General features: G+C 67.9%; 22 protein-coding genes. 11 read left to right on the forward strand and 11 right to left on the reverse strand.

All coding sequences use genetic code 11. The annotated features are described in order from the left end of the window. Positions 1–65: 65 nt before the first annotated feature. The 3 genes from LR394_RS14215 (at position 66) to LR394_RS14225 (ending at position 4,404) form a co-directional block, all read left to right on the forward strand. Complete coding sequence (locus LR394_RS14215) at positions 66–1,253, forward strand: HupE/UreJ family protein (protein ID WP_231441900.1); 1,188 nt, start codon at positions 66–68, stop codon at positions 1,251–1,253. Between the two features lie 137 nt (positions 1,254–1,390). Beyond that, entirely contained in the window at positions 1,391–3,283 is a 1,893-nt protein-coding gene (locus tag LR394_RS14220) for a purple acid phosphatase family protein (RefSeq protein ID WP_231441902.1), read from the forward strand. Positions 3,284–3,348: 65 nt separating this feature from the next. Next, entirely contained in the window at positions 3,349–4,404 is a 1,056-nt protein-coding gene (locus LR394_RS14225) for a WxL protein peptidoglycan domain-containing protein (RefSeq protein ID WP_231441904.1), read from the forward strand. A 108-nt stretch (positions 4,405–4,512) separates the two neighbouring features. Here the strand turns inward: LR394_RS14225 and LR394_RS14230 are convergent, their stop codons facing one another. After that, positions 4,513–5,010, reverse strand: a complete 498-nt coding sequence (locus tag LR394_RS14230; protein WP_231441906.1) for a MarR family winged helix-turn-helix transcriptional regulator — start codon at positions 5,008–5,010, stop codon at positions 4,513–4,515. Between the two features lie 137 nt (positions 5,011–5,147). Between LR394_RS14230 and LR394_RS14235 the strand changes: the two genes are divergently transcribed. The 4 genes from LR394_RS14235 to LR394_RS14250 are packed head-to-tail and all read left to right on the forward strand — an operon-like array spanning position 5,148 to position 9,804. Further along, on the forward strand, positions 5,148–6,335 hold the full coding sequence (locus LR394_RS14235; protein ID WP_231441908.1) for an acyl-CoA dehydrogenase family protein: 1,188 nt from the start codon (positions 5,148–5,150) through the stop codon (positions 6,333–6,335). Between the two features lie 30 nt (positions 6,336–6,365). Beyond that, on the forward strand, positions 6,366–7,268 hold the full coding sequence (locus LR394_RS14240; RefSeq protein ID WP_231441910.1) for a haloalkane dehalogenase: 903 nt from the start codon (positions 6,366–6,368) through the stop codon (positions 7,266–7,268). Continuing rightward, positions 7,265–8,464 carry an acyl-CoA dehydrogenase family protein gene (locus LR394_RS14245; RefSeq protein ID WP_231441912.1) on the forward strand — a complete coding sequence of 400 codons (1,200 nt, stop codon included), beginning with the start codon at positions 7,265–7,267 and terminating at the stop codon, positions 8,462–8,464. The genes LR394_RS14240 and LR394_RS14245 overlap by 4 nt, the downstream gene beginning before the upstream one ends. Positions 8,465–8,481: 17 nt before the next feature. Continuing rightward, positions 8,482–9,804 carry an LLM class flavin-dependent oxidoreductase gene (locus LR394_RS14250; RefSeq protein WP_231441914.1) on the forward strand — a complete coding sequence of 441 codons (1,323 nt, stop codon included), beginning with the start codon at positions 8,482–8,484 and terminating at the stop codon, positions 9,802–9,804. 83 nt (positions 9,805–9,887) lie between these two features. On the opposite strand, the gene LR394_RS14255 is transcribed toward LR394_RS14250, so the two are convergent. The 3 genes from LR394_RS14255 to pnuC all read right to left on the reverse strand — a co-directional run bounded on the left by LR394_RS14255 (position 9,888) and on the right by pnuC (position 12,366). Beyond that, entirely contained in the window at positions 9,888–10,499 is a 612-nt protein-coding gene (locus tag LR394_RS14255; protein WP_231441917.1) for a hypothetical protein, read from the reverse strand. Between the two features lie 104 nt (positions 10,500–10,603). Continuing rightward, on the reverse strand, positions 10,604–11,725 hold the full coding sequence (locus LR394_RS14260; RefSeq protein ID WP_231441919.1) for an AAA family ATPase: 1,122 nt from the start codon (positions 11,723–11,725) through the stop codon (positions 10,604–10,606). After that, the gene (gene pnuC / locus LR394_RS14265; protein ID WP_231441921.1) at positions 11,722–12,366 is read right to left on the reverse strand and encodes a nicotinamide riboside transporter PnuC; all 645 of its coding nucleotides are present in this window, start codon (positions 12,364–12,366) and stop codon (positions 11,722–11,724) included. The genes LR394_RS14260 and pnuC overlap by 4 nt, the downstream gene beginning before the upstream one ends. Before the next feature lie 135 nt (positions 12,367–12,501). Here pnuC and LR394_RS14270 point away from each other — a divergent pair, with 135 nt between their 5' ends. Next, a complete protein-coding gene (locus LR394_RS14270) occupies positions 12,502–13,227 on the forward strand; it encodes an SDR family NAD(P)-dependent oxidoreductase (RefSeq protein WP_231441923.1) in 726 nt (241 codons plus the stop codon). Between the two features lie 50 nt (positions 13,228–13,277). Here the strand turns inward: LR394_RS14270 and LR394_RS14275 are convergent, their stop codons facing one another. The 7 genes from LR394_RS14275 to LR394_RS14305 form a co-directional block, all read right to left on the reverse strand. Continuing rightward, entirely contained in the window at positions 13,278–14,354 is a 1,077-nt protein-coding gene (locus tag LR394_RS14275; RefSeq protein WP_231441925.1) for a hypothetical protein, read from the reverse strand. Between the two features lie 110 nt (positions 14,355–14,464). Next, entirely contained in the window at positions 14,465–16,393 is a 1,929-nt protein-coding gene (locus tag LR394_RS14280; protein WP_231441926.1) for a beta-N-acetylhexosaminidase, read from the reverse strand. Beyond that, the gene (locus tag LR394_RS14285; protein WP_231441928.1) at positions 16,393–17,328 is read right to left on the reverse strand and encodes an N-acetylglucosamine kinase; all 936 of its coding nucleotides are present in this window, start codon (positions 17,326–17,328) and stop codon (positions 16,393–16,395) included. The genes LR394_RS14280 and LR394_RS14285 overlap by 1 nt, the downstream gene beginning before the upstream one ends. Continuing rightward, positions 17,325–18,221: a carbohydrate ABC transporter permease gene (locus tag LR394_RS14290; protein ID WP_231441930.1), complete on the reverse strand. Its 897-nt coding sequence runs from the start codon at positions 18,219–18,221 to the stop codon at positions 17,325–17,327. The genes LR394_RS14285 and LR394_RS14290 overlap by 4 nt, the downstream gene beginning before the upstream one ends. Then, positions 18,221–19,153, reverse strand: a complete 933-nt coding sequence (locus tag LR394_RS14295; RefSeq protein ID WP_231441932.1) for a carbohydrate ABC transporter permease — start codon at positions 19,151–19,153, stop codon at positions 18,221–18,223. Before LR394_RS14295 ends, LR394_RS14290 begins: the two co-directional genes overlap by 1 nt. A gap of 2 nt (positions 19,154–19,155) precedes the next feature. Continuing rightward, entirely contained in the window at positions 19,156–20,547 is a 1,392-nt protein-coding gene (ngcE, locus tag LR394_RS14300) for an N-acetylglucosamine/diacetylchitobiose ABC transporter substrate-binding protein (protein ID WP_231441934.1), read from the reverse strand. Positions 20,548–20,595: 48 nt separating this feature from the next. Further along, on the reverse strand, positions 20,596–21,366 hold the full coding sequence (locus tag LR394_RS14305; protein ID WP_231441937.1) for a sugar isomerase domain-containing protein: 771 nt from the start codon (positions 21,364–21,366) through the stop codon (positions 20,596–20,598). A gap of 223 nt (positions 21,367–21,589) precedes the next feature. On the opposite strand from LR394_RS14305, the gene LR394_RS14310 reads away from it, so the two are divergent. From LR394_RS14310 to LR394_RS14320, 3 genes are all read left to right on the forward strand, one after another. After that, positions 21,590–22,507 carry a MurR/RpiR family transcriptional regulator gene (locus LR394_RS14310; RefSeq protein ID WP_407937046.1) on the forward strand — a complete coding sequence of 306 codons (918 nt, stop codon included), beginning with the start codon at positions 21,590–21,592 and terminating at the stop codon, positions 22,505–22,507. A 197-nt stretch (positions 22,508–22,704) separates the two neighbouring features. Next, entirely contained in the window at positions 22,705–23,073 is a 369-nt protein-coding gene (locus LR394_RS14315; protein WP_231441941.1) for a DUF2500 family protein, read from the forward strand. Positions 23,074–23,088: 15 nt separating this feature from the next. Further along, positions 23,089–23,472 carry a DUF2500 domain-containing protein gene (locus LR394_RS14320; protein WP_231441943.1) on the forward strand — a complete coding sequence of 128 codons (384 nt, stop codon included), beginning with the start codon at positions 23,089–23,091 and terminating at the stop codon, positions 23,470–23,472. Positions 23,473–23,475: the final 3 nt, after the last annotated feature.

Genomic DNA, 23,475 nt, shown 5'->3' on the forward strand with positions numbered 1-23,475 from the left:
GGCCCAGGCAACTTTATTCATTCATCTGGAGGGTGGAACGTGCTCGCGCCAACAGAAGGAGTCCCATGTCCAGCCGCACTCTCCGTGCCGTCGTCCTCGGTGGCGTCGTCGCCGCGGGGATCGTTCTCGGTGCGGCCCCCGCCCAGGCGCACGGTTTCACCTCGGTGGTCTACGTCGATGCCACCGCACCCGAGAAAAACCAGGTAAGAACGGAAATCGGCCTGGAGTACGACCTGCTCGTCGTCTCCGCCGCCGACACCCGCCGCAACGACCAACTGTTCCAGGACGGCACCGCAGCCTTCGAGAGCGGCGACGCCGATGCTCAGGCCCAGGCGCTGGAGCAGCACTCCGGCACCGTCCTGGAGTACGTCACCGAGCGCTTCTCGGTGGCCGGGTGCACGCCCGAACGGGCCGGCGACATCACGATCGCCGAGCGCGAAGGCGTCCCCTACGCCTTCCTGACCCTCGACCACACCTGCACCTCGGGCGAGTACGTACTCACCAGCAAGCTCTTCCCGGACAGCGAGACATTCGTCCGCGACACCAAGACGATCGTCACCTACGCGGTCGGCGGGCTGCACGGCTCCGCCGCCCTGGACGCGTCCACACCGTCCTTCGATCTGTCGCAGAGCGGTTTCCACCGGTTCTGGGAGTTCTTCAAGCTCGGCGCCGAGCACCTCTACGAAGGTCCGGACCACCTGCTGTTCCTGCTCGCCCTGATTGTCGGCTCGCGCCGGCTGCGGGAGGTGGTGCTGGTCGCCACCTCGTTCACCCTGGCCCACTCGGTCACCTTCATCCTGGCCGCGCTCGGGCTGGTCAGCGTCTCGGGCGAGATCGTCGAGCCGATCATCGCGCTGTCGATCGCCGCGGTGGCGGCCTGGTACCTGTGGCGGCTGATCCGCCGCGGCAGCCACGCGTCCGAGCTCGATGCCGCGCCGGAGGCCGGCCTGTTCCGCCTCGACCGGGCCGGATGGACGCGGCTGGCCGTGGTTTTCGTCTTCGGGCTGGTGCACGGTCTGGGATTCGCCGGTGCGCTGGGCATCGACGAGGCGTTCTCCTGGACCCTGCTGTGGTCGCTGCTGGTGTTCAACGTCGGGATCGAGGCGGTGCAGCTGGCCATCGTGGCCGTGCTGTTCCCGGTCCTTGCCGTCCTGCGGCACCGGGCCCCGACCTCGGCGGTATGGATCAGTGGCCTGGTGTCGGCGGCGGTGGCCGCCGTCGGTCTCTACTGGTTCGTCGAACGGGTGCTCTAAGGCGCGAAATGGCATTTCCTGCCAGGACTTAGTCGATGATCCAGTAGAAGCACTGCAGGAGTTCACCTTTCGTTCACCGCGAGGCTGAACATTGAGCCCGCATCATTACTGTTCACCCTGAAAGGGATGAATCACACGTGTCTCACAACGACGCTTGCCGAGCGAAGCGACTGGCTCTGCCGATCGCAGCCGGCGCGCTCGGCCTCGCCGTCTCGATCGGGGGCTTCGCCGCCCCCGCTCAGGCGGCCGACGCGGTCACCCTGACCGGCGTCATCCTCGGCGTCGGCGCCGACGAGTCCCAGCGGATGGTGACCTGGTACTCCTCGGGCGACACCACCCAGGCCGTGCAGGTGGCCCCGGCCGCCCAGGTCGTGGACGGCGAGTTCCCGGCCTCGGCCAAGAGTTTCTCTGCGGTGGGCGGGGCCAACATCGCCTCCAGCGGCGGCTTCAACCGCAACGCCACGATCACCGGTCTGGCCGAGAACACCAGCTACTCCTACCGGGTCGGCGCCGAGGGCAACTGGTCGAAGACCTACACCTTCAAGACCCAGGACTTCGAGGGTGACTTCGACTTCCTGTTCCTGGGCGACCCGCAGATCGGCGCCTCCGGCAACGTGGCCAAGGACCAGGCGGGCTGGCAGGACACGCTGGACGTGGCCACCAAGGACAACCCGGACGCCGAGATCCTGGTCTCCGGTGGCGACCAGGTCGAGACCGCCAACACCGAGACCCAGTGGGACGCCTTCCTGGCCCCCGACCAGCTGCGTCAGGTGCCGTGGGCGGCGACCATCGGCAACCACGACGTCGGCGGCAAGGCCTACGAGCAGCACCTGGCGGTGCCCAACGGCGACCGGTCCGGGCAGTACTACGCCAACGGCAACCCCGCCTCGAACACCTCCGGCGGCGACTACTGGCACATCTACAAGGACGTGCTGTTCATCAACCTGAACAGCAACAGCTACACCACCTCCTCCGGCGGTGGCGGCGACGAGGCGCACCTGAAGTACGTCAGCGACGTCATCGAGAAGCACGGTGACGCGGCCAAGTACACGGTGCTGGTCTACCACCACTCGATCTACTCGCCGGCCTCGCACGCCAAGGACAGCGACAACAAGGTCCGCCGGGTCGACTTCCCGACCACCTTCTCCAAGCTCGGGGTGGACCTGGTGCTGCAGGGCCACGACCACGCGTACACCCGCAGCTACCTGATCAAGAACGGCGAGAAGGCGGACGCGGACGAGAAGCCCGGCGCGGCCGACGTCTTCGCCGGCCCGGGTGGCGTGCTCTACGTGACCGCCAACTCGGCCTCGGGCTCGAAGTACTACGGCATCACCAAGCCCGACAACAGCGGCACCAGCGGCGCGGGCAACGGCGCCGACCCGCTGAACCCGGACAGCTACTGGTACAACTCGGTCCAGAACCAGGAGAACACCCGCACCTACGTCAAGGTGAAGGTGAAGGCGGACGAGCTGGTCGTGGAGAACATCCGCAGCGAGACGAACGTGGGCTCGAGCGTGGACAAGGTCACCGTGCACCCGTACAACGGTGAGGGCCAGCAGATCCAGGTCCGGGTGCCGAAGGCCGCCCCGGGCGAGTTCGGCTGGACCATCGACGGCAAGAACGGCCTGGTCGACCTGGGTACTGCCGAGGAGAAGGACGGCGAGTACTACAGCGCCAACGGTGCGATCAACCCGATCACCGTGAAGGACTCCCGCAGTTCGCAGGCACCGTGGTCGATCTCGGCCTCGGTGGGCGACTTCAAGGACGCCGACAAGAAGTTCTCCGGCTCGCTCCTGGGCTGGACCCCGAAGGTGGCCGAGGCCGGCGCCGGGGCCAAGGCCGGTGAGAAGGTCGAGTCCGGCCTGAACGGCGGCGAGGGCCTGTCGGTCTCGCGCACCCTGGGTCAGGCCGACCAGGGCCACGAGAAGGGCGAGGCCAAGCTGGCCGCCGACCTCGACCTGAAGATCCCGAGCGAGGTCGCGCAGGGTAGCTACCGCGCCACCCTGACCATCACCGCGCTCAGTAGCTGATCCCCACCTGGGTGGGGCGGCTGCCCGGCTGCCCCACCGCTTTTCCTCAAGGAATGAGCCCGGTCGTGAGAACCGTAAGAACCCTTGCCGCAGTCGCTCTTGCTCTGAGCGCACCCCTGTTCGGCGCGAACCCGGCACTGGCCGCCCCGGTGCCCACCGCGTCCATGATTGCTGCCTCGGACGACGTGACCTGGACGGTGCGCACCGCGTCCAACGAACTGGGCGAGGCCCGAACCAGTTTCAGCTACGACATCCGGCCCGGCGCCACGATCGAGGATGCGATGGTGGTGGCCAACCGCGGCAAGACCCCGCTCACCCTCGGGGTGTACGCGGCCGACGGCTTCACCACCGACGCCGGCCAGATGGACCTGGTGACCAAGGACGCCGAGTCGATCGCGGTGGGCGCCTGGGTGCAGGCCGACCAGGAGAGCATCACGGTCAAGCCCGGCAAAACCGCCAGAATCCCCTTCTCGGTGACGATTCCCGAGAACGCGACGCCGGGCGACCACGCCGGCGGCATCATCACCTCGCTGGTCCAGGCCGACGACACCGAGACGATCAACGTCGACCGCCGGCTGGGCATCCAGATCAAGCTGCGCGTGGACGGCGACCTCAAGCCCGGGTTCGCGATCGAGGACCTGAATGTCGGCTACCGCGGCACGCTCAACCCGGCCGGCCAGGGTGACGCCGAGGTCAGCTACACGATCCGCAACACCGGCAACGCCATCCTGTCCGGTCAGGGCAACACCAAGATCACCGGGCCCTTCGGCTGGTTCGCGACCGACGGCCCGGCGCAGGCGATCCCGGGACAGCTGCTGCCGGGGGAGACCTGGAAGGTCAGCGGCACCGTGGAGGAGGTCCTGCCCTCCGGCCGGCTGAACGCGAAAGTGACGCTGGTGCCGATCATCACCGATGCGGCCGGCTCCAGCACGACGCTCGCGCCGGTGACCGCCTCGGCGAGTGCCTGGGCGCTGCCGTGGACGCTCATTCTGCTGATCGTGGTGCTGCTGGCGGTGGTCGTCGGGATCGTGGTCGTCTCGCGGCGAAACCGTGCGCGCCGGAAAAAGCTTGAGGACGAGCGGGTGGACGCCGCGGTCAAGGAGGCCTTGGCGGCTCGCTGAGTTGGTTGCCTGGCAGGCCCGGTCCGTTGCGGACCGGGCCTGCTGCTTTTGCCGGACGGCGTCAAGAAGCTGTCGGGATCGGGGTGGTCTGAACGAGCGCTGGTGAATTCAGCTGCCGCGCAGATGCCGGTCGGCGAAGTCGTCGTCGTGGGTGAGCTCGACCGCCAGGGTCCGGGTGAGGCGGTCGATGTTGGCGGCGAGCACGCTGAGCTCTTCGGGTAGCCAGTCGCGGAAGGTCTGACGGAGAGTCTCCACGCGAGCCTTGCGCACCGCGGCCACCCGGGCTCGGCCGGCGTCGGTGATCGAGATGATCACCGTGCGGTGGTGCTCGGGGTGGCGCTCGCGCTGCACCAGCCCGGCGTCGGCCAGGGGTGCGACCCGGCGGGTGGCGGTCGACGGCGTCATGTCGAACTGCTCGGCGATCTCACCCATGGTCAGCGCCTGCCCGTCGGCGAGACGGGACAGCAGCAGGAAGGCGGTGCGGTCGAGCATCGGACCGCCGCCGGTCTCGCCCCGGTGGAAGCGGTGGAACTCGCCGAGCCGGATCAGCCAGGCGATCGACTCCTGGATCCGGGCCAGCTCGGAGTCGGCCGACGGGGTTCCCATGGTCACCATCGTGCCCGATGCCGTCCTCTGATCGTCCGGGCCCTGGGGCGGAAGCTCGATAGTAAGTCTATTGATTTTGTAGGAAATGCTGCTAGCGTCATTTTCATCGTGCAAATGAAGGCGTGGAAGGACGTGGCGTGACTCAGCCGACCGAGGTGGGACAGCAAGACCTGGCGGAGGTGCTGAGCGGGCTGGAGGCCGATGCGGCGCAGCGGGAACAGGCGCCGGAGCGGCCTCACGCGGTCCTCGACGAGCTCCGCCGGACCGGGCTCCTGAAGCTGCGGGTCCCGCGTGAGCACGGGGGAGCGGATGCCACCCTGCGAGAGGTGTTCGCCGCGCTGATCGACGTTGCGCGGGCCGACTCCAACGTGGCGCAGGCTCTGCGTGCGCACTTCGCCTACATCGAAGGGCTGCGGTTCACCCCGGACAGCCCGGCCCGCTCGGCCGCCCTGGACCGGATCGCGGGCGGCAGTGTGATCGGCAACGCGATCACCGAGCCCAGCGGCGCGGCGGCCGGAGATTTCGCCGGGCTGTCGACACAGTTCGTGCGCGACGGCGAACAGTGGACGATCACCGGCACCAAGTTCTACTCGACCGGCACCTTGTACGCGGATCAGGTTTGGGTGTGGGGTGTGACCGAGGACGGTGTACCGGCCAGTGCCCTGATCCCGCTCGATCGGCCCGGCATCACCGTGGTCGACGACTGGGACGGATTCGGGCAGCGTGCCAGTGGTAGCGGCACCACCCACTTCGATCGCGCACCGGCCACCGCGGACGAGGTCGTCCTGGCCGGGCCCGCGCCGCGCCTGGCCGTCGGCTCGTTCCTGCAGCTGTTCCTGACCGCAGTGGTGGTCGGCAACCTCGAAGCAGTGAGCAACGACGCCCAGGCTCTGCTGCGCGGGCGAAGCCGGGGCATCAGCCACGGCACCACCGAACTGCCCCGGCATGACCCGGTTCTGCTGCAGCAGGTGGGCGACATCGCGAGCAAGGCCTACGCGGCCCGGGCGATCGTGCTCGACGCGGCCTCCCTGCTCGATCACGTGGATGCCCGGCTGCACGCCGGTGAACTGGACGGAGCGGTTGCCCAGCAGGCCGGTCGCCGGGTCGCCGAGGCCAAGATCTCGATCGAGCGCCTGGCCCTGGCGGCGGCGACCGCGCTGTTCGAGGTCGGGGGTGCTTCCGCCACCCGCACCGGCGCCAACCTGGACCGGCACTGGCGCAACATCCGCACGCTCGCCTCGCACAACTCCACGCGGATCAAGGCCCGGGTGGTCGGCGACCACATCATCAACGGCGCCGACCTGCCCGACAACACCTACTTCTAAGCCCTCCCCGGAACCAGGAGCACCTCTCCCATGAGCAAGAACACCATCCCGGTCGAGGCTTTCGGGCCCGAGGCCAAGAGCGTCGATGTGCCGGTCCTCGACTCGCACCTGCACCACGTCGAGCAGGGCGAGGGCGCGCCGATCGTCTTCCTGCACGGCAGTCCCACCAACTCCTACCTCTACCGCCACGTGTTCAGGGCGCTCAACGGCAACGGACGCCTGCTCGCGGTGGACCTGATCGGATTCGGTGACTCCGGCCGTCCGTCGATCGCCTACGAACTGGCCGACCACGAGCGCTATCTCGACGCCTGGTTCGACGCGCTCGACCTGCGTGACGTGACCCTGGTACTGCAGGACTACGGCGCGGCCTTCGGCGTCTCGTGGGCGGCCCGGCACCCCGACCGCGTGCGCGCGGTGCTGCTGGCCGAGCCCGTGATCCGGGACATCGAGTCCTCGGCCCTGCCGGAGGCGTTCGTCGGCGCGCAGAAGCTGATCCGCACGCCCGGCGACGGTGAGAAGTTCGTGGTCGAGGACAACGGTTTCCTCACCCAGGTGTTCCCCGGCGCCTTCCTCGAACCGCTTGCGGCCGAGGACCTTGCCGTCTACCAGGCGTCGTTCCCCACGGCCGAGTCGCGGGCGCACCTGATCCGCTTCCCGCGCAACCTGCCGATCGACGGTGTTCCGGCCTCGAGCGTGGAGTACCTGGCCCGCAACGAGGAGTGGCTGAGGACATCGGCCGAGGTGCCGAAGACGCTGCTCACGTACCAGCCCGGATTCCTTCTCACGCCTACGATCGAGGCCTGGATCCGCGAGAACGTAGCCAGCATCGAGGTTCACGACGGCGGCGCGGGCGTTCACTTCGTGCAGGAAGAGCAGCCGCAGGGCCTGGCCGATGCGGTGAAGGCGCTGCTGGCCCGGGCGGGCGAGCGATGAGCGGGGCAGCGGTGCAGCCTGGTTCGGCCGAACTGGAGGCCCTGCTGGCCCGGATCGCCGAGGGTGCGCTCCGGCGCGAGGCCGAGGGTATTGCGCCTTTCGAGCAGATCGCCTGGATCAAGGACGCCCGGCTCGGCGCGTTCCGGGTGCCGATCGAGGAAGGCGGGGGAGGGGCCGGCGTTCGTGAGTTGTTCGAGCTGGTGGTGCGTCTCAGCCATGCCGACTCGAACATCGGGCACCTGCTGCGGGCGCATTTCGGCACCGTGGAAGACATTCTGACCTGGCCCGCCTCGCCGCGTCGGGAGCGCTGGCTGGCCCGGATCGTGGCCGGGGATCTGTTCGGCAACGGCAACAACGAGCTGGGCGCCAAGCACGCGGGCGACTTCAGCAAGTCCACCACGTTCACGCCGGACGGCGACAGCTATATCGTCAACGGTGCCAAGTACTACTCCACCGGAACGCTTTACGCGGATCACACCTTCGTCACCGGGGTGACCCCCGACGGGTTTCCGGTGCAGGCGCTGCTGACCTTGGGCGCCGAGGGCATCACGATTGAGGACGATTGGGACGGCTTTGGTCAGTCGCTCACGGCGACCGGGACCACGCGGTTCGAGAACGCTCGCATCGCCGCCGAAGAGGTGACTCTGCCCCCGGCCGACCTGAGCTCGATCCCGCGCTGGCACCTCGGCCCGTTCTACCAGCACTACCTCAATGCGGTGGTGGCCGGAAACGTGCAGTCGGTGCTGGACGATGCCGTCGCGCTGATCAGCCGCCGGGTGAGGAGTTTTACCCACGGCTCGGCCGACCTGCCCAAGAACGACCCCGTGCTCCAGGAAGTCGTGGGTGAGATCTCGGCCCTCTCTTCGGCGGCCACCGCCGTCGTCCTCGAAACCGCCGACGTGCTGGCCGGCGTCCCCCATTCCTTGGTAGCCGGCCGCACCGACGACGACGTGGTGCACGAAGCGGCCTTGCGTGCGTCGCAGGCCCAGGTGATCGTGCACGACCTCGGCCTGCGGGCCGCAACCGCGCTCTTCGAGGTCGGCGGAGCTTCGGCGGTGAAGCGCCCGGCCCAGCTGGACCGGCACTGGCGCAACATCCGCACCGTGGTCTCGCACAACCCGGTGCGCTTCAAGAACCGTGCCATCGGCGATCTGCTGGTGAACGGCGAGACGCTGCCCGACAACACCTACTTCTGATCGGAGGCTGCCCTCTCGTGACTCGCCAGCTGCATCTCAACCTGTTCATCCTCGCCTCCGGGCACCATGAGGCGGCCTGGCGGCACCCCTCCTCGAGGCCGGAGGAGATGTTCGGGCCGGGCTTCTACACCGGGCTGGCCCGCAGCGCCGAGGCGGCGGCCTTCGACGCGGTGTTCCTCGCCGACATCCCCAAGCTCGACGACAACATTGAGTACAACTCGGCCGGCCGGCTCGATCCGCTGATCACCCTGGCCACGATCGCCGCGGCCACCCGGCGGATCGGGCTGATCGGCACCGCCTCCACCACCTACTCCCACCCCTGGCAGCTGGCCCGCTCGTTCTCCAGCCTTGATCACCTGTCGGGCGGCCGGACCGGCTGGAACATCGTCACCACGGACTCCCCAGCGGCAGCACGCAATTTCGGGCTGGACGGCAACCCGGACGCGGGCACCCGCTACGAGCGCGCCGACGAATATGTGGACGCGGTGCTGAAACTCTGGGACAGCTGGGAGGACGACGCGATCCGACTGGACCGAACCGCGGGCCGCTACCTCGACCCGTCCCGAATTCACCATCCAGGCCTGCGAACCCAGCATGTCAAGGTTGCCGGAGCGCTGACCACCCCGCGGCCGCCGCAGGGCTATCCGGTGCTGGTGCAGGCTGGTTCGTCGAACCACGGCCGGGCCTTCGCGGCCAAGTACGCCGAAGCGATCTTCACCGCCCAGCAGCACATCGACGACGCCCGGGCCTTCTACACCGACGTGAAGGGCCAGGCCGCAGCCCGCGGGCGCAACCCCGAGCACGTGAAGATCCTGCCCGGCCTGAGCCCGGTCATCGGCGGCACCGAAGAAGAGGCGCTACGCCTGCAGTCCGAGCTGAACGAGCTGACGGTACCGGCGTTCGGGCTGATGCAGCTCAAGGACTTCGCCTACGTGGACCTCGATCACCTGGACCTGGACGAGAAGGTCCCGGAAGAGGCATTCGCCGGCGCCGGAGGCGTCACCGACAACCTGAAGAGCCGCACGCAGGTGTACGCCGACATCGTGCGCCGGGAAAAGCCCACCCTGCGAGAGCTTCTGCACAAGCTGGCCGGGGCCCGGGGCCACAAGGTCCTGGCCGGCGCACCTGAGCAGATCGCTGATCACGTGGAGCAGTGGTTCAGCAGTGGCGCCGCCGACGGCTTCAACGTCATGCCGCCCTCGCTGCCCAGCGGCCTTGACACCTTCGCCGAGACGGTGGTGCCGATCCTGCGTAAGCGTGGCCTGTTCCGCGAGGGCTACACCGGAACGACGTTGCGCGAGCACCTGGGCCTGCCGCGGCCGGAGAACCAGTACACATAGGGGTAAATCGGCTCAGGTCCTCCGGGTCAGGATGCCGATCCTGCGGCGGCCCGGCAGCTGTGTGGCCTCCCGACCGCCTCCGGTCAGAGGTGCTCGGGGGCGTTGGCCAGGATCGTCCGGGCGGCAGCGGCGGCCACCTCGATCTCGGCATCACCGTAGGTGCGCTCGTCGCCACCTTGGAGAAGCAGGGTGAAGGCGGCGTTCTGTCCGATGAACTCCAATTCGGCAGCGCTCTGATCGAAGTTGTAACTGAAGCCGGCGACGTCTCCGACTCCGCTCACGCTCCGGACGTTCTTGTACTCGATGGTCTTCTTGAGATAGGCCGTGATCTGTTCGACGATCTTCGGATCGGTCGTGGGGGAACGGGCGATGATCTTCATATCGTGCCCGACCTTCGATCCGGTGACCACGTACCGGCAGTCGCCGGAGCTGATGTCCTCGTCGTAGGAAACGGTTCCGCCGGTGGCCTTCTCCAGATCTTCGGCGGGAAGCATCTGGCACATCCAGCTTTCCAGCGGTGAGACCTCGTCGGAGAAGAACTTGTCCGCGATGGCCAGAACGCCGAACAGGGCCACGACCGACAGGGCGAGGCAGCCCATCCCGCCGAGACCGATCAGCAGGATGATCTTCTGCGGCGACAGGGGCAGGCGGCGTCCCCCCGGCGCGACGTTGGGCTGCCCGGTTCCCCGGCTCATGGTGTTCCCCTCTTCGCTCTGCGAGCCGGGAGGATATCAAAGCCGCACTTGGTGTTTCGACGAGAAACGGGCGAAAAGGTATGAGTGTTGCAAAATTCTGTCGTTCACATCGGGGAGGCGAATCCCGGTCCAGTGAAGGGCGAACCAAATGTCAGACGTTGAGTGAGCACCTGGTCGCTGCTGCGTACCGCCAACCGAAGTCGTTCTTCCAGCGTGCCGGTCAGCAGTACCCAGGAGTGCCCGGCGGCGGTGAGTTCGTCGATGAACCAGCCGGTCATCGCCGCCCGTACCGACAGATCACCCTCGCGCATGCCGTCGTCCTCCCAGGGCACTCCTTCGTGGTCGGTGATCAGGTAGAGGTGTCGCGGGGGTAACTGCTGCGCCCACGGCTGGAGGGGACGGGCCTGGGCGCCGAGGTAGCGGCGCTCCCAGAGGAAGGTCGCGAAAGAGTCGGTGTCGCAGGTCAGGACCGGTGATCCCTGAGCAGCGGCGCGTTCTTCGGCGGCGGTCTGCTCGAAAGCTACTGTGTCGAAGTCTTCGTGATCCCAGGTGATCTCGTCCAGTGCAGGCTCGGGAAGTCCGCGCTCTCGGGCGGCGGAGCGGGCCTTGTCCCACTTGATCTCGGTGTGCTCCCGTCCGTACTCACCCACCCAGGCGGTCCGCTCCCAAACCCCACCCCGGCGTCTGTAATTGGAAGCCAACATGGTCGAGATCGTTGTGGTGCCGGTTGATTCTGCCCCCAGCAGGACGATCCGGGTGGTCAGGCCTGCGCGGGTGGCCGGTGCCAGCGAATCCCAGAAGCCAGCCAGATCGGACCGTACACCGGTGGCCGACAGCCCGTCCCGCCGCATCGGCGCCAGGTCGGCGTTGAACCGCCGTGCCAGCTCCGGACCGTACGAATCCCCGCAGTACACAACGTCTACGGCCGCATCGGAACCAGCGGCCCGGATGCCCGCCTGCATCACCGCTACCTGCGCCTGCCAGACCTGTTCATCCCCGAGGTCCATCGGCGCATCGCAGCGAATGCCGGCGACCACCACCTGCGGATCGTCGGCATGCTCGGCCTGCAGCCAGGACACCCGCTCGGCCAGGCTGATGCTCTCCGCGATCGAGGCCATCACCAGGACCGTCACACGTTCGCAATCCAGCGCGGCCTGCCGGATCACCCGGTGATGCCCCTGGTGCGGCGGGTAGAACTTGCCGATGAAGAGCCCGTGCCCGGTCATGCCGCGACCGTACTGGGCGTGGCGTTCGTGCCGGCGGCCGAAGAGCGCCACAACCGCAGGCCATTCAGGCACAGGCCCAGGAAGAGCACGTAGATCACCGCGGTCAGGTAGAGCCCTTGACTGGCGTAGAGCGGCACGTAGATGCAGTCCGCCGCGATCCAGAAGTACCAGGTAGCGATGCGCCGGGTGTTCAGTAGCCACTGAGCCGCCAGAGCCAGCGCCGTGGTCAGCGCGTCCCAGAAGGGGCTGACGTCGTCCGCGGCACGCAGCAGCACGGTGAGGCCGGCCGTGCCCACCACGACGGCCGCCAGGCATCCGGCCAGCAGCAGAGGACTGGCCGTGCGTACCGGGACATCGGCAACCTGGCCGCGCCGCCACTGCCACCAGCCGATCGCCCCGAGCACGATGAAGACGATCTGCAGACCGGCACCCGCCCACAGCCGCGCCGACATGAACAGCACCAGGAAGAGTGCGCAGTTCACGATGCCGACCGGGAAGTTCAGCACGCTGGCTCGCATGGTCAGCCAGACGCACAGCCCGCCGGAGACGAAGCCAAGCAGCTCGGCCCAGGTCACGGCGTGCCCGTTGAGCTCGAACAGCGCCTGGTTCAGCGGTGCCACCACATCGTTCAGCCAGTCCATCGCACTCCGTCCTCATTCGCGTCGATGTGACGATATATGAAGAAGGGTGAGCTGCCCAGTGTCTTCGGCGACTTCGCCGGATCGGTGGTTCACGATGGAGGGAGCAATGTCGCTCGCTTCGCCAGGAGGATTCACATGACCGACCTGTCCGGCCGTAAGGCTTTCGTCACCGGAGCGTCCGGCGGGATCGGCGCCGCCATCTGCGCCCGCCTCCAGGCCGACGGCGCCACCGTCTGGGCACTGGATGCCAGGCCCGCGACCGGAGAGCAGATCGGCACTTTCGTCGAGATCGATGTCAAGGACGCCCAGGGGCTCTCGCGGGTGGTCCGGCAGGTGATTGAGGACGCGGGTGGCGCCGACATCCTGGTCACTTCGGCCGGGGTGGTGGAGGACGACGTCCCGGCTGAGGAACTCGGCGCCGACCTGTACGACCACGTGATGGGCGTGAACCTGCGCGGGGTGTTCCTGACCTGCCAGGCGTTCGGGCGCACCATGCTGGAACAGGGCTCTGGCAGCATCGTCAACATCGCCTCGATGTCCGGCAACGCCACCGTCAACTTTCCGCAGCGGCAGGCCATTTACAACGCGTCCAAGGCCGGAGTCAGCGCCCTGACCCGGTCTCTGGCCGTGGAATGGGGCCCGCGCGGGGTGCGGGTCAACGCGCTCTCGCCCGGCTACATCGATACCCCGCTCAACCACCTCAAGGCGCACCAGCACCAGACCTGGAAGGACCGCACCCCGCTGGGCCGGTTCGGCACTGTGGAAGAGGTGGCCGCCGCCGTCAGTTACCTGTCCGGACCGGAGGCCGGATTCTACGCGGGTGCGGAACTGCTGATGGACGGTGGCTATTCGTTGTGGTGAACGGCGGTGACCGGTCTCTTCACGAGACCGGTCACCGGTCTGACCGATGATCAGGAGCAGGTCCAGGTGACCGGAGTGGGGTTGGGCCACTCGGAGTCGGTGGACGACCAGCTGGTGCCGATCACGACGCCGTCCTCGGTCACTTCCTCGGCGTAGGAGCCGGTGTCCGGCAGCAGGGTGGGCAGAAGCGTCTTCACGCCGTCCTGCCACACCGTGGCACCGCTGGTGGTCCAGGAGCTGACCCGGACCGAGGAGTTGCCGGCCAGAAGACCGCTGCTGTTGATCGCGTTCGGGCTCTCGTTGGTGCCCATCGCGGTGTACGAGTCGCCGTCCCAGACCGCGCTTGCGTCGTCCCAGTAGTCGCCGTCCTCGCGGTAGGAGCTGACCCCGCCCAGGATGTAACGCCCGTTCACCGCATGGGCCGTGGTGCTCTTGGCGTTCTCGCTCTCCAGGATCGGTGCGAGCCCTCCACCGACGGTGCCCTTCAGACCGACCGAGTAGTTGCTGTCGACCTCGCTGGTACTGGCCACCACGGTTCCGGCGTCATCGATGTCGTGCAGGTTCAGAACCCCGTCGCCGTACCCCAGATCCAGGTACTTGCGGGGCTTGCTCGCCGACCAGACGATGCCATGGGTCTTACCGTCGATCTGCGCCTCGCCCACGATGGTGCCCGCCTCGTTGATGGCGCCGGCCCGGGCCGCAGACGCGCCGGCCGGCATGGTCAGCCGGGTGATCTTCCCCTTCGACCACAGGTACGGGCGCTGCTCCACCAGGTCGTTGGCCACGACGAGGCCGTGGTCGGTGACGTCGGCGGCCTGCGCCGCACCCTTGCCGGGCGAGTCCAGAACAGTTGCCTCGGAGCCGCGTTCACTCCACAGAACGGCCTTGTCACCGTAGTCGTACGGCGGCATGCCGCTGCCGACGAAGTACTGCTCGCTGGCCCCGGTGACGTTGAACCAGGCCAGGCCCTCCGGAACCGCTGCCCGGGTGAGTTCCCAGGTGCAGTCCGCCGTGGGTGCAGCGGTGGCGGCGGAGGCCGACCCGGCCGTGGCCGGAGCCACGATCAGGCCTGCGGCCGCCACCACCGACGCGACCCGGGCGGAGCTGTGCTGAAACGCAAAACGCATGGTCATCCCCACTCTGAGCGCTATTCGAACGGCCCGGCCGGGCGATGACCACCCTTACATGGATGCGTTTGATTTGGGTGGTTATTTCTGGTTTGGGGTTCTGGTCGCGCTCAGCCGCGGCCGAAGGTGAACACCGCCGGGGCCTTGCGGTCGGCCGGGCGCTGGACCAGCACGCCGTCGGCCGTGGTGATCGGCATCTGGGTGATCGCGTTGATCAGCTGGTAGCCGCCCTTCACCGGCTTGATCTGCCACTTCTCGAGATTGTCGGCCTTGCAGTCGCCCACCACCGAGACCGGCAGCTTGTCGTCCAGCGGCGACCCGAGCCACAGCCGCCCACCCTGCATCCGCAGGCAGGAGCTGTTCTGCGTGGTGATCCGGTAGTAGCCGTCGTCGGTCGCCTTCAGGTCGAAGGTCTGCTTCTTCGCAACGGCTTTCAGCTGGTTGCCGTCGGCTCCGATCCAGTTCTTCCCGAGCTTGACCGTCGCCTTGCCGTCCTTCAGCGGCTGGAAATCGACGTTCTCGTATCTCGGCGACCGGCCCAGTTCGTCCGACAGGGCGGCGAACTCGGCGTAGTTGCCGACCGTGTGCTCGGTGGCCCAGGTCGACTCGGCGATGAACCGGGTGGCCGCGAACAGGTCCTGCTCGACCGAGTTCTCGGTCTGTGTGGTCGAGTAGTCCGGCCAGGCGGTGATCTTGGCGCCGCGGACCTGGCCGCCGTTGGGGTTGTCCGGGATCGGGGTGGGGTCGGTGCCGTCGAACTTGCGCGGAGTCCAGCCCTGGTTCCAGAGCGACTCCTCGTTGATCGGGTTGGAGCCACCGTTGCGGATCAGGTAGAGCGAGTAGGAGGCGTTCTGCAGGTCGTAGCCGCGCTCGATGATCTCCTGGGCCTGGACCATGCTGGCCCGCCCGTCCCAGTACTCCACGACGATGTCCTGATCGAGCTGATGGGTGGCGTTCAGCGGGATTCCGTCGTTCCAGACCCGCAGGGTGCGGCCGCGCTCACGCAGGTGACCGGCGACGGCGTTGATGAAGTCGACGTAGACGTCTTCCGGCACCGCGTCGGGCCCGTACTGCTCGGGGTGGGCGTCCATGTACTCCTGGAACTGCGGGTACTGCTCGAACGCCGAGCCGAGCATGTACTCGTCCGCCCCCATGTGCCAGTACGTGTCGTCGAAGACCTTCGCGTACTCGTCGGCCAGCGTGGTGACGAACTCCAGCGCCTCGGGCTGGGTGATGTCCAGCCGGTCGGGCTGTTTGACGCCGGCCGAGTTGGTCAGCTGAAGCTCGGGGTAGTTGGCCAGCCAGGGGCTCATGTGCCCGGGGGAGTTGACCTCCAGGACCAGCTGGATGTGGTTCTCGTCGGCCCACTTCTGCAGCTGACGGGCCTCGGCCTTGGTGTAGTAGGCCCAGAAGTTGGCTTCGGGGTAGGCGTCCGACCTGACCTTGGTCTCGATCCAGAGCTGGTTCAGCTTGAGGTAGGACATGTCCTTCATCAGCCGCTCGAACCACTCGGTCGAGACCTGGATCTGGCAGGCGCACACCCCGACTCCGCGCTCGGGATACGCCGGCACGTCGGTGGTGCTGCCGCCGGGAATGGTCTTGGACCGGGTGAGGAGCTGGACCAGAGTCCGGGTGCCGTAGAAGGTTCCGGTCTCGGTGGCCGCCTCGATCTCGACGGTGCGGCCGACGTCCATGGTGTAGCCCTCGTCGCCCAGGGCAGCGCGCTTGTCCACCGAGAGCACGACGTCTCCGGTGCGTGCCTTCCCGCTGCTGACCGGGACCTTGCGGCCGAGCCGGTCCTGCAGGTCGTCGGCCAGGCGGTGGGCGACCTGGGTGGACGTACGGTCGGTGATGATCCGGGAGGTCTTGCTCCAGGTGAAGCTGCCCGCGGCCGGTTCCCAGTCGGTCAGCGCGGGAATCGTCAGGGGAGTGCTGTCTTTCGAGGGAAGGGGTGCTGCGTCGGCCGTCGAGATGCTGGTGACGAGAGCCAGTGTTGCGATGGCCGCACCGGCCAGCCGGGCGGTCAGGGAAAGAGCCATCAGGTGCAATCCTCCAGGGTTTTTCGGATGCGTTCGTGGCTGGCGCGCCGGTCCAGCCCGGCCTGCCGGAGGGCCAGGAAAGATGCCCCGGTGCAGCCGTTCTCGGTGATGCGCAGGTCCCGATCGTACAGCGAGTCGGACAGAATCCGGGAAAAGCCGAGCTGGGGAAGGAATCCCTGGGTCAGCACCGAGCCGCCGAGCACCAGCGGGCCCGCGGATCGGAAACGCTTGATCAGGATGGCCAGATGCTCCCCGGCCTGTTCGAGGATCAGCCGGGCGGTGGCGTCGGACGCTGCCTGCTCGAAGGCGATCGGCGCGAGCTGGGCCAGCTGAACCGGTGATTCGGCGTAGGCCGCGCGGATCAGGTCGTGGCGATCGGCTACGCCAAGAGTTTTCAGCACCTGGGCAGTCAACGTTGTCGGGCGCGCCAGGCCGCCGAGATCGGAGACCGCCGCCTGGACGACACGCTGGCCGATCCAGAACCCCGACCCTGCGTCTCCCAGCAGCCAACCGGCGCCTCCTGCGACGTCGGTGAGCACACCGTCCTCGATCAAGGCGGCCACCGAACCGGTGCCGGCGATGACCGCCGTTCCCGCAGGCTCGTGGGCTCCGGAAAAGTACATGGCGGCAACATCACTGGCGAGCTGGATGGTCGAGGGCCGAAGGCCGGCGCCGGCGGCGAGGGCCGGGATGTCGATCTTGTCCGGTTCCCCGGCCATCGCCAGCATGCAGTGCTGGACCTCGATCTCCGGGCCTGCCTTGGCCCTCGCCTCCCGGACGGCGGCCACGATGGACCGTGCGGCGCCGTCGATTCCGCGACTGGTGGGGTTGCCACCGGCCTGCTGGGAACGAGCGATGCAGGTGCCGTCGGCCCGGACGAGGAGGGCACGAGTGGTGGTGCCCCCCGCGTCGATACCGAGGTACCCAGGGATCACTTCAGACTGCCCTGGGCGACCGAGCCCTGCAGCCGGCGCTGGAAGATGATGTATACCACCAGAACCGGCAGGATCGTCATCACCGCGCCGGCGAACAGCGCCCCGAAGTCGACCGAATAGCCTGCGCTGGAGGCGAAGGCGGCCATGCCCTGGGTGAGCACCCACTTGCTCTGGTCGGTGTTCAGCACCAGCGGCAGCAGGAACTGGTTCCACAACCCGACGAAGTTGAGGATCGCCACCGAGGCCATGCCGGGCCGGGCCATCGGCAGCATGATCTGGAAGAAGGTCCGCCACGCGCTGGCCCCGTCGATCGCGGCGGCCTCGGCGATCTCGCTGGGCAGTTCCTCGAAGTAGGAGATCAGGAAGAAGACGGTGAACGGATACGCGAACGCCGTGTAGGTCAGGATCAGCCCGGGCAGGGTGCCGAGCAGGCCCATGCCCTGCAGCACGAAGAACAGCGGCACCACGGCGAGGAAGATCGGGAAGGTCAGCCCGGCCAGGATCAGCTGCCGGATCACCGTGCGGCCGGGGAACTCGAAACGGGCCAGGGCGTAGGCCGACATCGAGCCCAGCAGCATGGTCAGGAACAGCGCCGAGCCGACCACCAGGACGGTGTTGAGGAAGTAGCTGCCGATCCCGGCGGTGGTCCAGGCCGAGACGTAGTTGTCGAACGACCAGCGCTCGGGCAGGGCGAACGGCGAGGCGAAGATCTCCTGCGAGGTCTTGAACGACTGCAGGACCGTCCACAGCAGCGGAGCCAGGACGACCAGGGTCCAGACACCGAGGATGGAGTGCGAGGTGACGGCGGCCCCGCGGTCACCGTTGCGGCCGGTGGGCCGCTGCGGAGCCGGGCGGGCGGGTTCGGTCTGCGGGGGCAGCGTGGTCTGGGTCATCAGGCCCTCCCGGCCTTCGTTGCGAGGCGGGCCAGGCGCAGGAGGCCGACGAAGGCGAAGGTGATCAGGGCCAGCACCACGCCCATCGCGCAGGCCTTGCCGAAGTCGGCCTTGGTGAACGCGGTGGTGTAGATCTGCTGGGTGATCACCAGGGTCGAGTTGTCCGGCCCACCGGTGGAGTTCAGCGCCTGGACGTAGACGAAGCAGTCCAGGGCGAAGATCCCGATGTAGATGTAGGCCGCCCGGACGCTGCCGGACAGGTACGGCGCGATGATCGAGCGGGCCACCCGGAACCGGCCGGCGCCGTCCAGTCGGGCGGCCTCCAGCACCTCGTGGTCGATGCCCTGGATGGCCGCGATGAACAGCACCATGTAGAAGCCGACCATGCCCCAGACCGCGACGCCGATCGTGGCCGCCATTGCGGTGCGCTTCTCGCCGAGCCAGGCGTAGGCCTCGAAGCCGTCCGCGCCGACGTTGGTGAGCACCCCGTTGAGCAGGCCGTTGTTCGGGTCGTAGACCTGGGCCCAGACCAGGCCGACAACGATCGCCGGGATCACGTACGGGAAGAACGAGATGACGCGGTAGAAGGCCGATCCGCGCACCCCGCGCACGCCGCCGGCCGAGGGCCCGCCCACCGTGACCAGCACGGCGAACGCGAACGCGATGCCGAGGGTCACGACCGGCAGAATCAGCAGGAGCAGCAGGCTGTTGCGGACCGCCTTGAGGAAGGTCGCGTCGCCGAGCAACTCGGTGTAGTTGTCCAGACCGACGAACGGCTTGTCCGGGCTGAAGCCGCTCCACGAGGTCAATGAGTACGTGACCGCCTGGGCGAACGGCCACAGCACCATCACCGCGTACAGCGCGAACGGCACCAGCAGGAAGACGACCAGCAGGCTCGCGCGGTCCAGATCGAGTTGTCGGCGACGCGCCACGATCACTTCACCTCGACCTTGGTGATCGAGTCGTCCTCGCGCACGGCGTCGGTCAGGTCCTGCATCTTCTTGGTCAGGTCGGCGACCGAGGAGTCACCGGCCAGGAAGGAGTTCCACAGCACCAGCATGTCCGGGCCGAAACCGTAGAGGTCCTTGAAGGTGTGCGAGAAGGCGTCGGCACCCGCCGCCTCGATCATCTTGGTCTGAGAGACCAGGGCGGTGGAGCCGAAGCCGTCCTCCGGGACGGTGCCCTTGACGATCGTGGAGGCGAGCTTGGCCTCGGCGAAGGCGGTGGCCGCCTCCTTGGAGAGCATGGTGCGCAGCAGTTCCTTGCCGCCGGCCTTGTTCTTGGCCTTGGTCGGCACGAAGAACGGCTCACCGGCCGAGGCGTGCACCGCGGTGGCGGGCAGCACCGAGGAGGCGGTGGCCGGAGGAGCCGGGAAGCCGGTCATCTGGAAGTCGTCGGCCGTCTGCTCCTTCATCTCGTTCTCGATCCACGAGCCGGACGGGTACAGCACGAACTCCTTGGCCTGGCTCCACTGCGCCTGGGCAGCGGTGAACTGGGTGCCGGCGCCACCGGGCCGGAAGTAGCCGGCGGCCACCGCCTCACCCATCGCGGTGAGCACGGCCTGCACCGCGGGCAGGCTCCAGCAGTCGGCGGCCAGGTTGCCCAGCGCGATCCGGACGTCGTGACCACCCTCGACGATGGCCGAGTCGATGGCCAGCGTGAGGTAGTAGTCGGCGGCCTCCTTGCCCCAGCCGAACAGGTACAGGTCCTCGGCCTTGGCCTGGGCGCCGAGCTCGAGGATCTCCGCCCAGGTGGTCGGGACGCTCCAGCCCTTCTCCTCGAAGAGCGAGGCGGAGTACCAGATGCCGTACAGGGTGAGGCAGTAGTTGATCGCCACCAGCTTGCCGTTGACCGTGGTGTCGTTCAGCATGCCGTCGTACAGGGTCTCGCGGATCGCGGTGCCCTCGAGGTTGACCGCGTCGACCACCTCGGTGAGGTCGTCCACCTGCTCGAACAGGGCGCTGTCGGCGATCTTGTCGGCACCGGAGTTGTCCAGCAGGTCCGGCGGGTTGCCGGCCACGAACCGCGGCTGCATCTGGGTGGCGATCTGGGTCGAGGCGGTCACCTGGACCGAGACCCCGTCCTGGGTGCCACCCAGGATCTTGCCGGCGTTCTCGACGTAGTCGACGCCGTAGCCGCCGTCGAAGATCACGGCGTCGACCTTGCTGTCGGCGGCGACACCGAACGGGTTGGTCGCGCTGACCTCACCGGTGGCGCCGGTCGCCTCGGAGCCGGAGGAACAGGAGGCGAGTGCGATACCGGTCGGCAGGGTCAGGCCGACGACACCGGCGAAGCGCAGGAAGCCACGGCGGTCGAGCTGGGACATGGGCAGATCCTTCTTCGATAAGGGTTGGCTGATCGGGACCGGGCAATTTCAGGCGTAGCGGCGAATGCGGTCGCCGTACTTGCTCTCCAGAGCATGGTTGTGCTCGTCCCCGCTGGGGATGTTGGCCGAGATGTACAGCGGAGCGGGGGTTTCGGTGCTGCCCAGACGATGGGCGATGCCCACGGTGAGCAGCTGGGCGATGAAGGCCGAGGTGATCGAGGAGACCGCGCCCACACCGAGACCGCCCGGGCTCTCCAGCGTGGTGTCCCCGTAGGGTGCCCGGTTGTCGATGACGACGTCGGCGATCTCGGAAAGACGCTTGCCACTGGGGTGTTTGGGGGTGACGGCCGCGGTGTGCGCCAGGCTGGTGACCGCGATGACCTTGTGCCCGTGCTCCTGGGCGAGCAGGGCGGTGCCGACGATGCTGCCGTTGACCCCCGAGTTCGAGGCGATCACGAACACGTCGGCCGGGTCGCGGTCGATCGTCGCGAACAGGTCCTCGGCGATCCGCGGGTCCCGTTCCAGTGGCGGCTGACCGGCCAGTTCGGCCACCGAGTGCTTGCCGTGCAGCACCACGTTGCGCAGCGCCACCTTGTTGGTCGGGATCAAACCGCCTGCCCGCCCGGCGATCTCCATGGCGAAGGCCTCGGAGTGCCCGGTGCCGAACGCCTGGATCACCCCGCCGGCCTCGATCGCATCGGACAGCAGGGCGATCGCGGGCTCCAGCGCCCCCGCGGCCGCGTCCTCGGCGATCGCCGCCAGACGCGTGCTCACCTCCTGGTGGAGGTCGCGAGCGGGGGAGAAGGACGGAACCGGCATGGACGCTCCTCGACTGAATCGATCAGCCACCACGGCGGCGGTGGCCGGTTAGGCGATTCAGTGTTGAGCTGTTTTGACCGGCCTGTCCAGTAATGTCGACGAACGGCATGAATGGTTTACACGGCGGCAATGGATGTGGCTGAATGATTCATCTTTCTTGACGGCCAGATCCGGCTTCGTGAGAATCCTGCTGTCCGCCGCCCATCGAGGAGGGCCCGAGTCGATGCCCGGCCTGCAGGGGACCAGAACAGTAGGGGTGACGGAGCTGATCCGGGACGCCCTTCCGGACCTGTCGCACTCGCTCGCCCGGGTGGCCCGGGCCGTGCTGCAGGACCCGACGGCCGTGGCCGGGCTCTCGGCCGATCAGCTGGCCGGCCGCGCGGGGGTCTCGCAGGCCAGCGTCACCCGGTTCTGCAAGGCGATCGGGCTGGATTCGTACCAGGGGCTGCTGTTGCGGATCGCGCAGGAGAGCGGCCGGTACGCCGGGCCCTGGTCGATCACCGAGCTGAGCAACGACATCAGCCCGGACGACCCGCTGGACAAGGTGCTGGAGACGGTGGCCGCGGCCGACATGCGCAGCCTCGAGCAGGCCAAGGAACGTCTCGACCTGAAGGCGCTGGAACGCGGCGCCCAGGCGATCGCCAAGGCCCGCCGGGTGGATCTGTACGGCGTCGGCGGATCCGGGGCGGTGGCCAACGAACTGGAGATGCGGCTGTTCGGCATCGGGGTGCAGGCCCGGGCCTGGCTGGAGGTGCACGGTGCCGTCACCTCGGCCTCGCTGCTGACCACCCGGGACGTGGCGGTGGGGGTCTCCGACTCGGGGGTGACCGCCGAGACCTTCGAGGCGCTGCAGAGGGCCCGCGAACGCGGAGCCATCACGATCGCCATCACCCGGCGCTCATCGTCACCGTTGGCGGCCATGGCCGACATCCAGCTTGCGGTCAGCGGTTTCGACACCAAGTTCCGGGCCGGATCGTTCGCCTCCCGGCACGTCCAGCTCCTGGTGGCCGACGTGCTCTATGTGCGGGTGGCCCAGTTGGGCTTCGACCGGGCCTCGGCCGCCATCGCCCTGACCTCGCACCTGGCCCCCAGCCACTCGGTGGTGGGGCGGCGCCCAGGCCGCAGGAGCGCGAGCCCTTAGCCGTTCTGCGGTTGCCGGACTGCTGTGACAACAATCCCTGACGGGCTCACCGGGCTGGCCGCGATCGTCCGTCGCTGTGGTTCTTTCGTCGCACTGCCGTCCGCCCGGAGGATGAAGCCTTCCACCGCCACCCCCTGCCAGGATGAGCCCGCGCTCGCAGATCGGGTCTGCGGACGGCTCGGGCAGGAGGCCTGGCAGTGAAGACAGTCGACAGTGTTCTGGGGTTCGTGATCCTCGCGGAATGGTTACTGGCGTTCGGATATCTGGGGTTCAGATTCGCCCGCACGCTGGGCCGGATGCGCCAGGGCGCGGTGATCAACCAGAACGCGGCGTCCCAGAGTTACGAGGCCGTGGTGGTGGGGCGACGGGTCGACGTGACCGGCGCAGCCAAGCGCCAGGAGGAGGCAACCCACTTCCAGTACCTGACTTTCGAGGGCCCGGACCAGGCCCGGCAGGAATTCCTGATCAAGAACGGCGACCACCACTGGATCCGGACCGGTGCTCGCGGCCTGCTCAGTCACCAGGGCCTGCAGTACACCGGATTCGTCCCCCACCGGCAGAGCTGAAGGAGCCTCCTAGAGATGACCACGACCCTGGGCCTGATCGGCTTCCTGATCCTGACCAACGCCGTCTTCGGTTACATCCTGTTCGGCATCACGCCGGGGACGATCCGACAGCGACTGCGCGACAACGGCCGGCCCAAGGAGGAACTGCCCTCCCAGCTGGTGGCCAAGCGGCACGAGGTGCATCTGCAGCACGGCGAGGGCGATCCCTGGCACCACACCCGCTACTTCGCCGCATTCCAGGTCTCGGGGCGCTCCAGCTGGGTCAGCAACGTGCTCTTGCCGATCCCGCGACGAGCGTCGGGAGTTTCCCCTGGGAGCTACCGAGTGGGGACTGCTGGCCGAGGGCGATCACGGGGTGCGGCGGTGTCAGGGCTCCCGCTATCTCGGGTTCCGGCGTGAGCC

Source organism: Kineosporia babensis (assembly GCF_021129305.1).
Classification (GTDB): domain Bacteria; phylum Actinomycetota; class Actinomycetes; order Actinomycetales; family Kineosporiaceae; genus Kineosporia; species Kineosporia babensis.

Excerpts from the sequence above, each read along its gene's own strand:
- LR394_RS14215 (WP_231441900.1), top strand. The coding sequence starts at position 66 with ATGTCCAGCCGCACTCTCCGTGCCGTCGTCCTCGGTGGCGTCGTCGCC.
- LR394_RS14230 (WP_231441906.1), bottom strand. The coding sequence starts at position 5,010 with ATGGGAACCCCGTCGGCCGACTCCGAGCTGGCCCGGATCCAGGAGTCG.
- LR394_RS14240 (WP_231441910.1), top strand. The coding sequence starts at position 6,366 with ATGAGCAAGAACACCATCCCGGTCGAGGCTTTCGGGCCCGAGGCCAAG.
- LR394_RS14245 (WP_231441912.1), top strand. The coding sequence starts at position 7,265 with ATGAGCGGGGCAGCGGTGCAGCCTGGTTCGGCCGAACTGGAGGCCCTG.
- LR394_RS14255 (WP_231441917.1), bottom strand. The coding sequence starts at position 10,499 with ATGAGCCGGGGAACCGGGCAGCCCAACGTCGCGCCGGGGGGACGCCGC.
- LR394_RS14260 (WP_231441919.1), bottom strand. The coding sequence starts at position 11,725 with ATGACCGGGCACGGGCTCTTCATCGGCAAGTTCTACCCGCCGCACCAG.
- pnuC (WP_231441921.1), bottom strand. The coding sequence starts at position 12,366 with ATGGACTGGCTGAACGATGTGGTGGCACCGCTGAACCAGGCGCTGTTC.
- LR394_RS14270 (WP_231441923.1), top strand. The coding sequence starts at position 12,502 with ATGACCGACCTGTCCGGCCGTAAGGCTTTCGTCACCGGAGCGTCCGGC.
- LR394_RS14275 (WP_231441925.1), bottom strand. The coding sequence starts at position 14,354 with ATGCGTTTTGCGTTTCAGCACAGCTCCGCCCGGGTCGCGTCGGTGGTG.
- LR394_RS14280 (WP_231441926.1), bottom strand. The coding sequence starts at position 16,393 with ATGGCTCTTTCCCTGACCGCCCGGCTGGCCGGTGCGGCCATCGCAACA.
- LR394_RS14290 (WP_231441930.1), bottom strand. The coding sequence starts at position 18,221 with ATGACCCAGACCACGCTGCCCCCGCAGACCGAACCCGCCCGCCCGGCT.
- ngcE (WP_231441934.1), bottom strand. The coding sequence starts at position 20,547 with ATGTCCCAGCTCGACCGCCGTGGCTTCCTGCGCTTCGCCGGTGTCGTC.
- LR394_RS14305 (WP_231441937.1), bottom strand. The coding sequence starts at position 21,366 with ATGCCGGTTCCGTCCTTCTCCCCCGCTCGCGACCTCCACCAGGAGGTG.
- LR394_RS14310 (WP_407937046.1), top strand. The coding sequence starts at position 21,590 with ATGCCCGGCCTGCAGGGGACCAGAACAGTAGGGGTGACGGAGCTGATC.
- LR394_RS14320 (WP_231441943.1), top strand. The coding sequence starts at position 23,089 with ATGACCACGACCCTGGGCCTGATCGGCTTCCTGATCCTGACCAACGCC.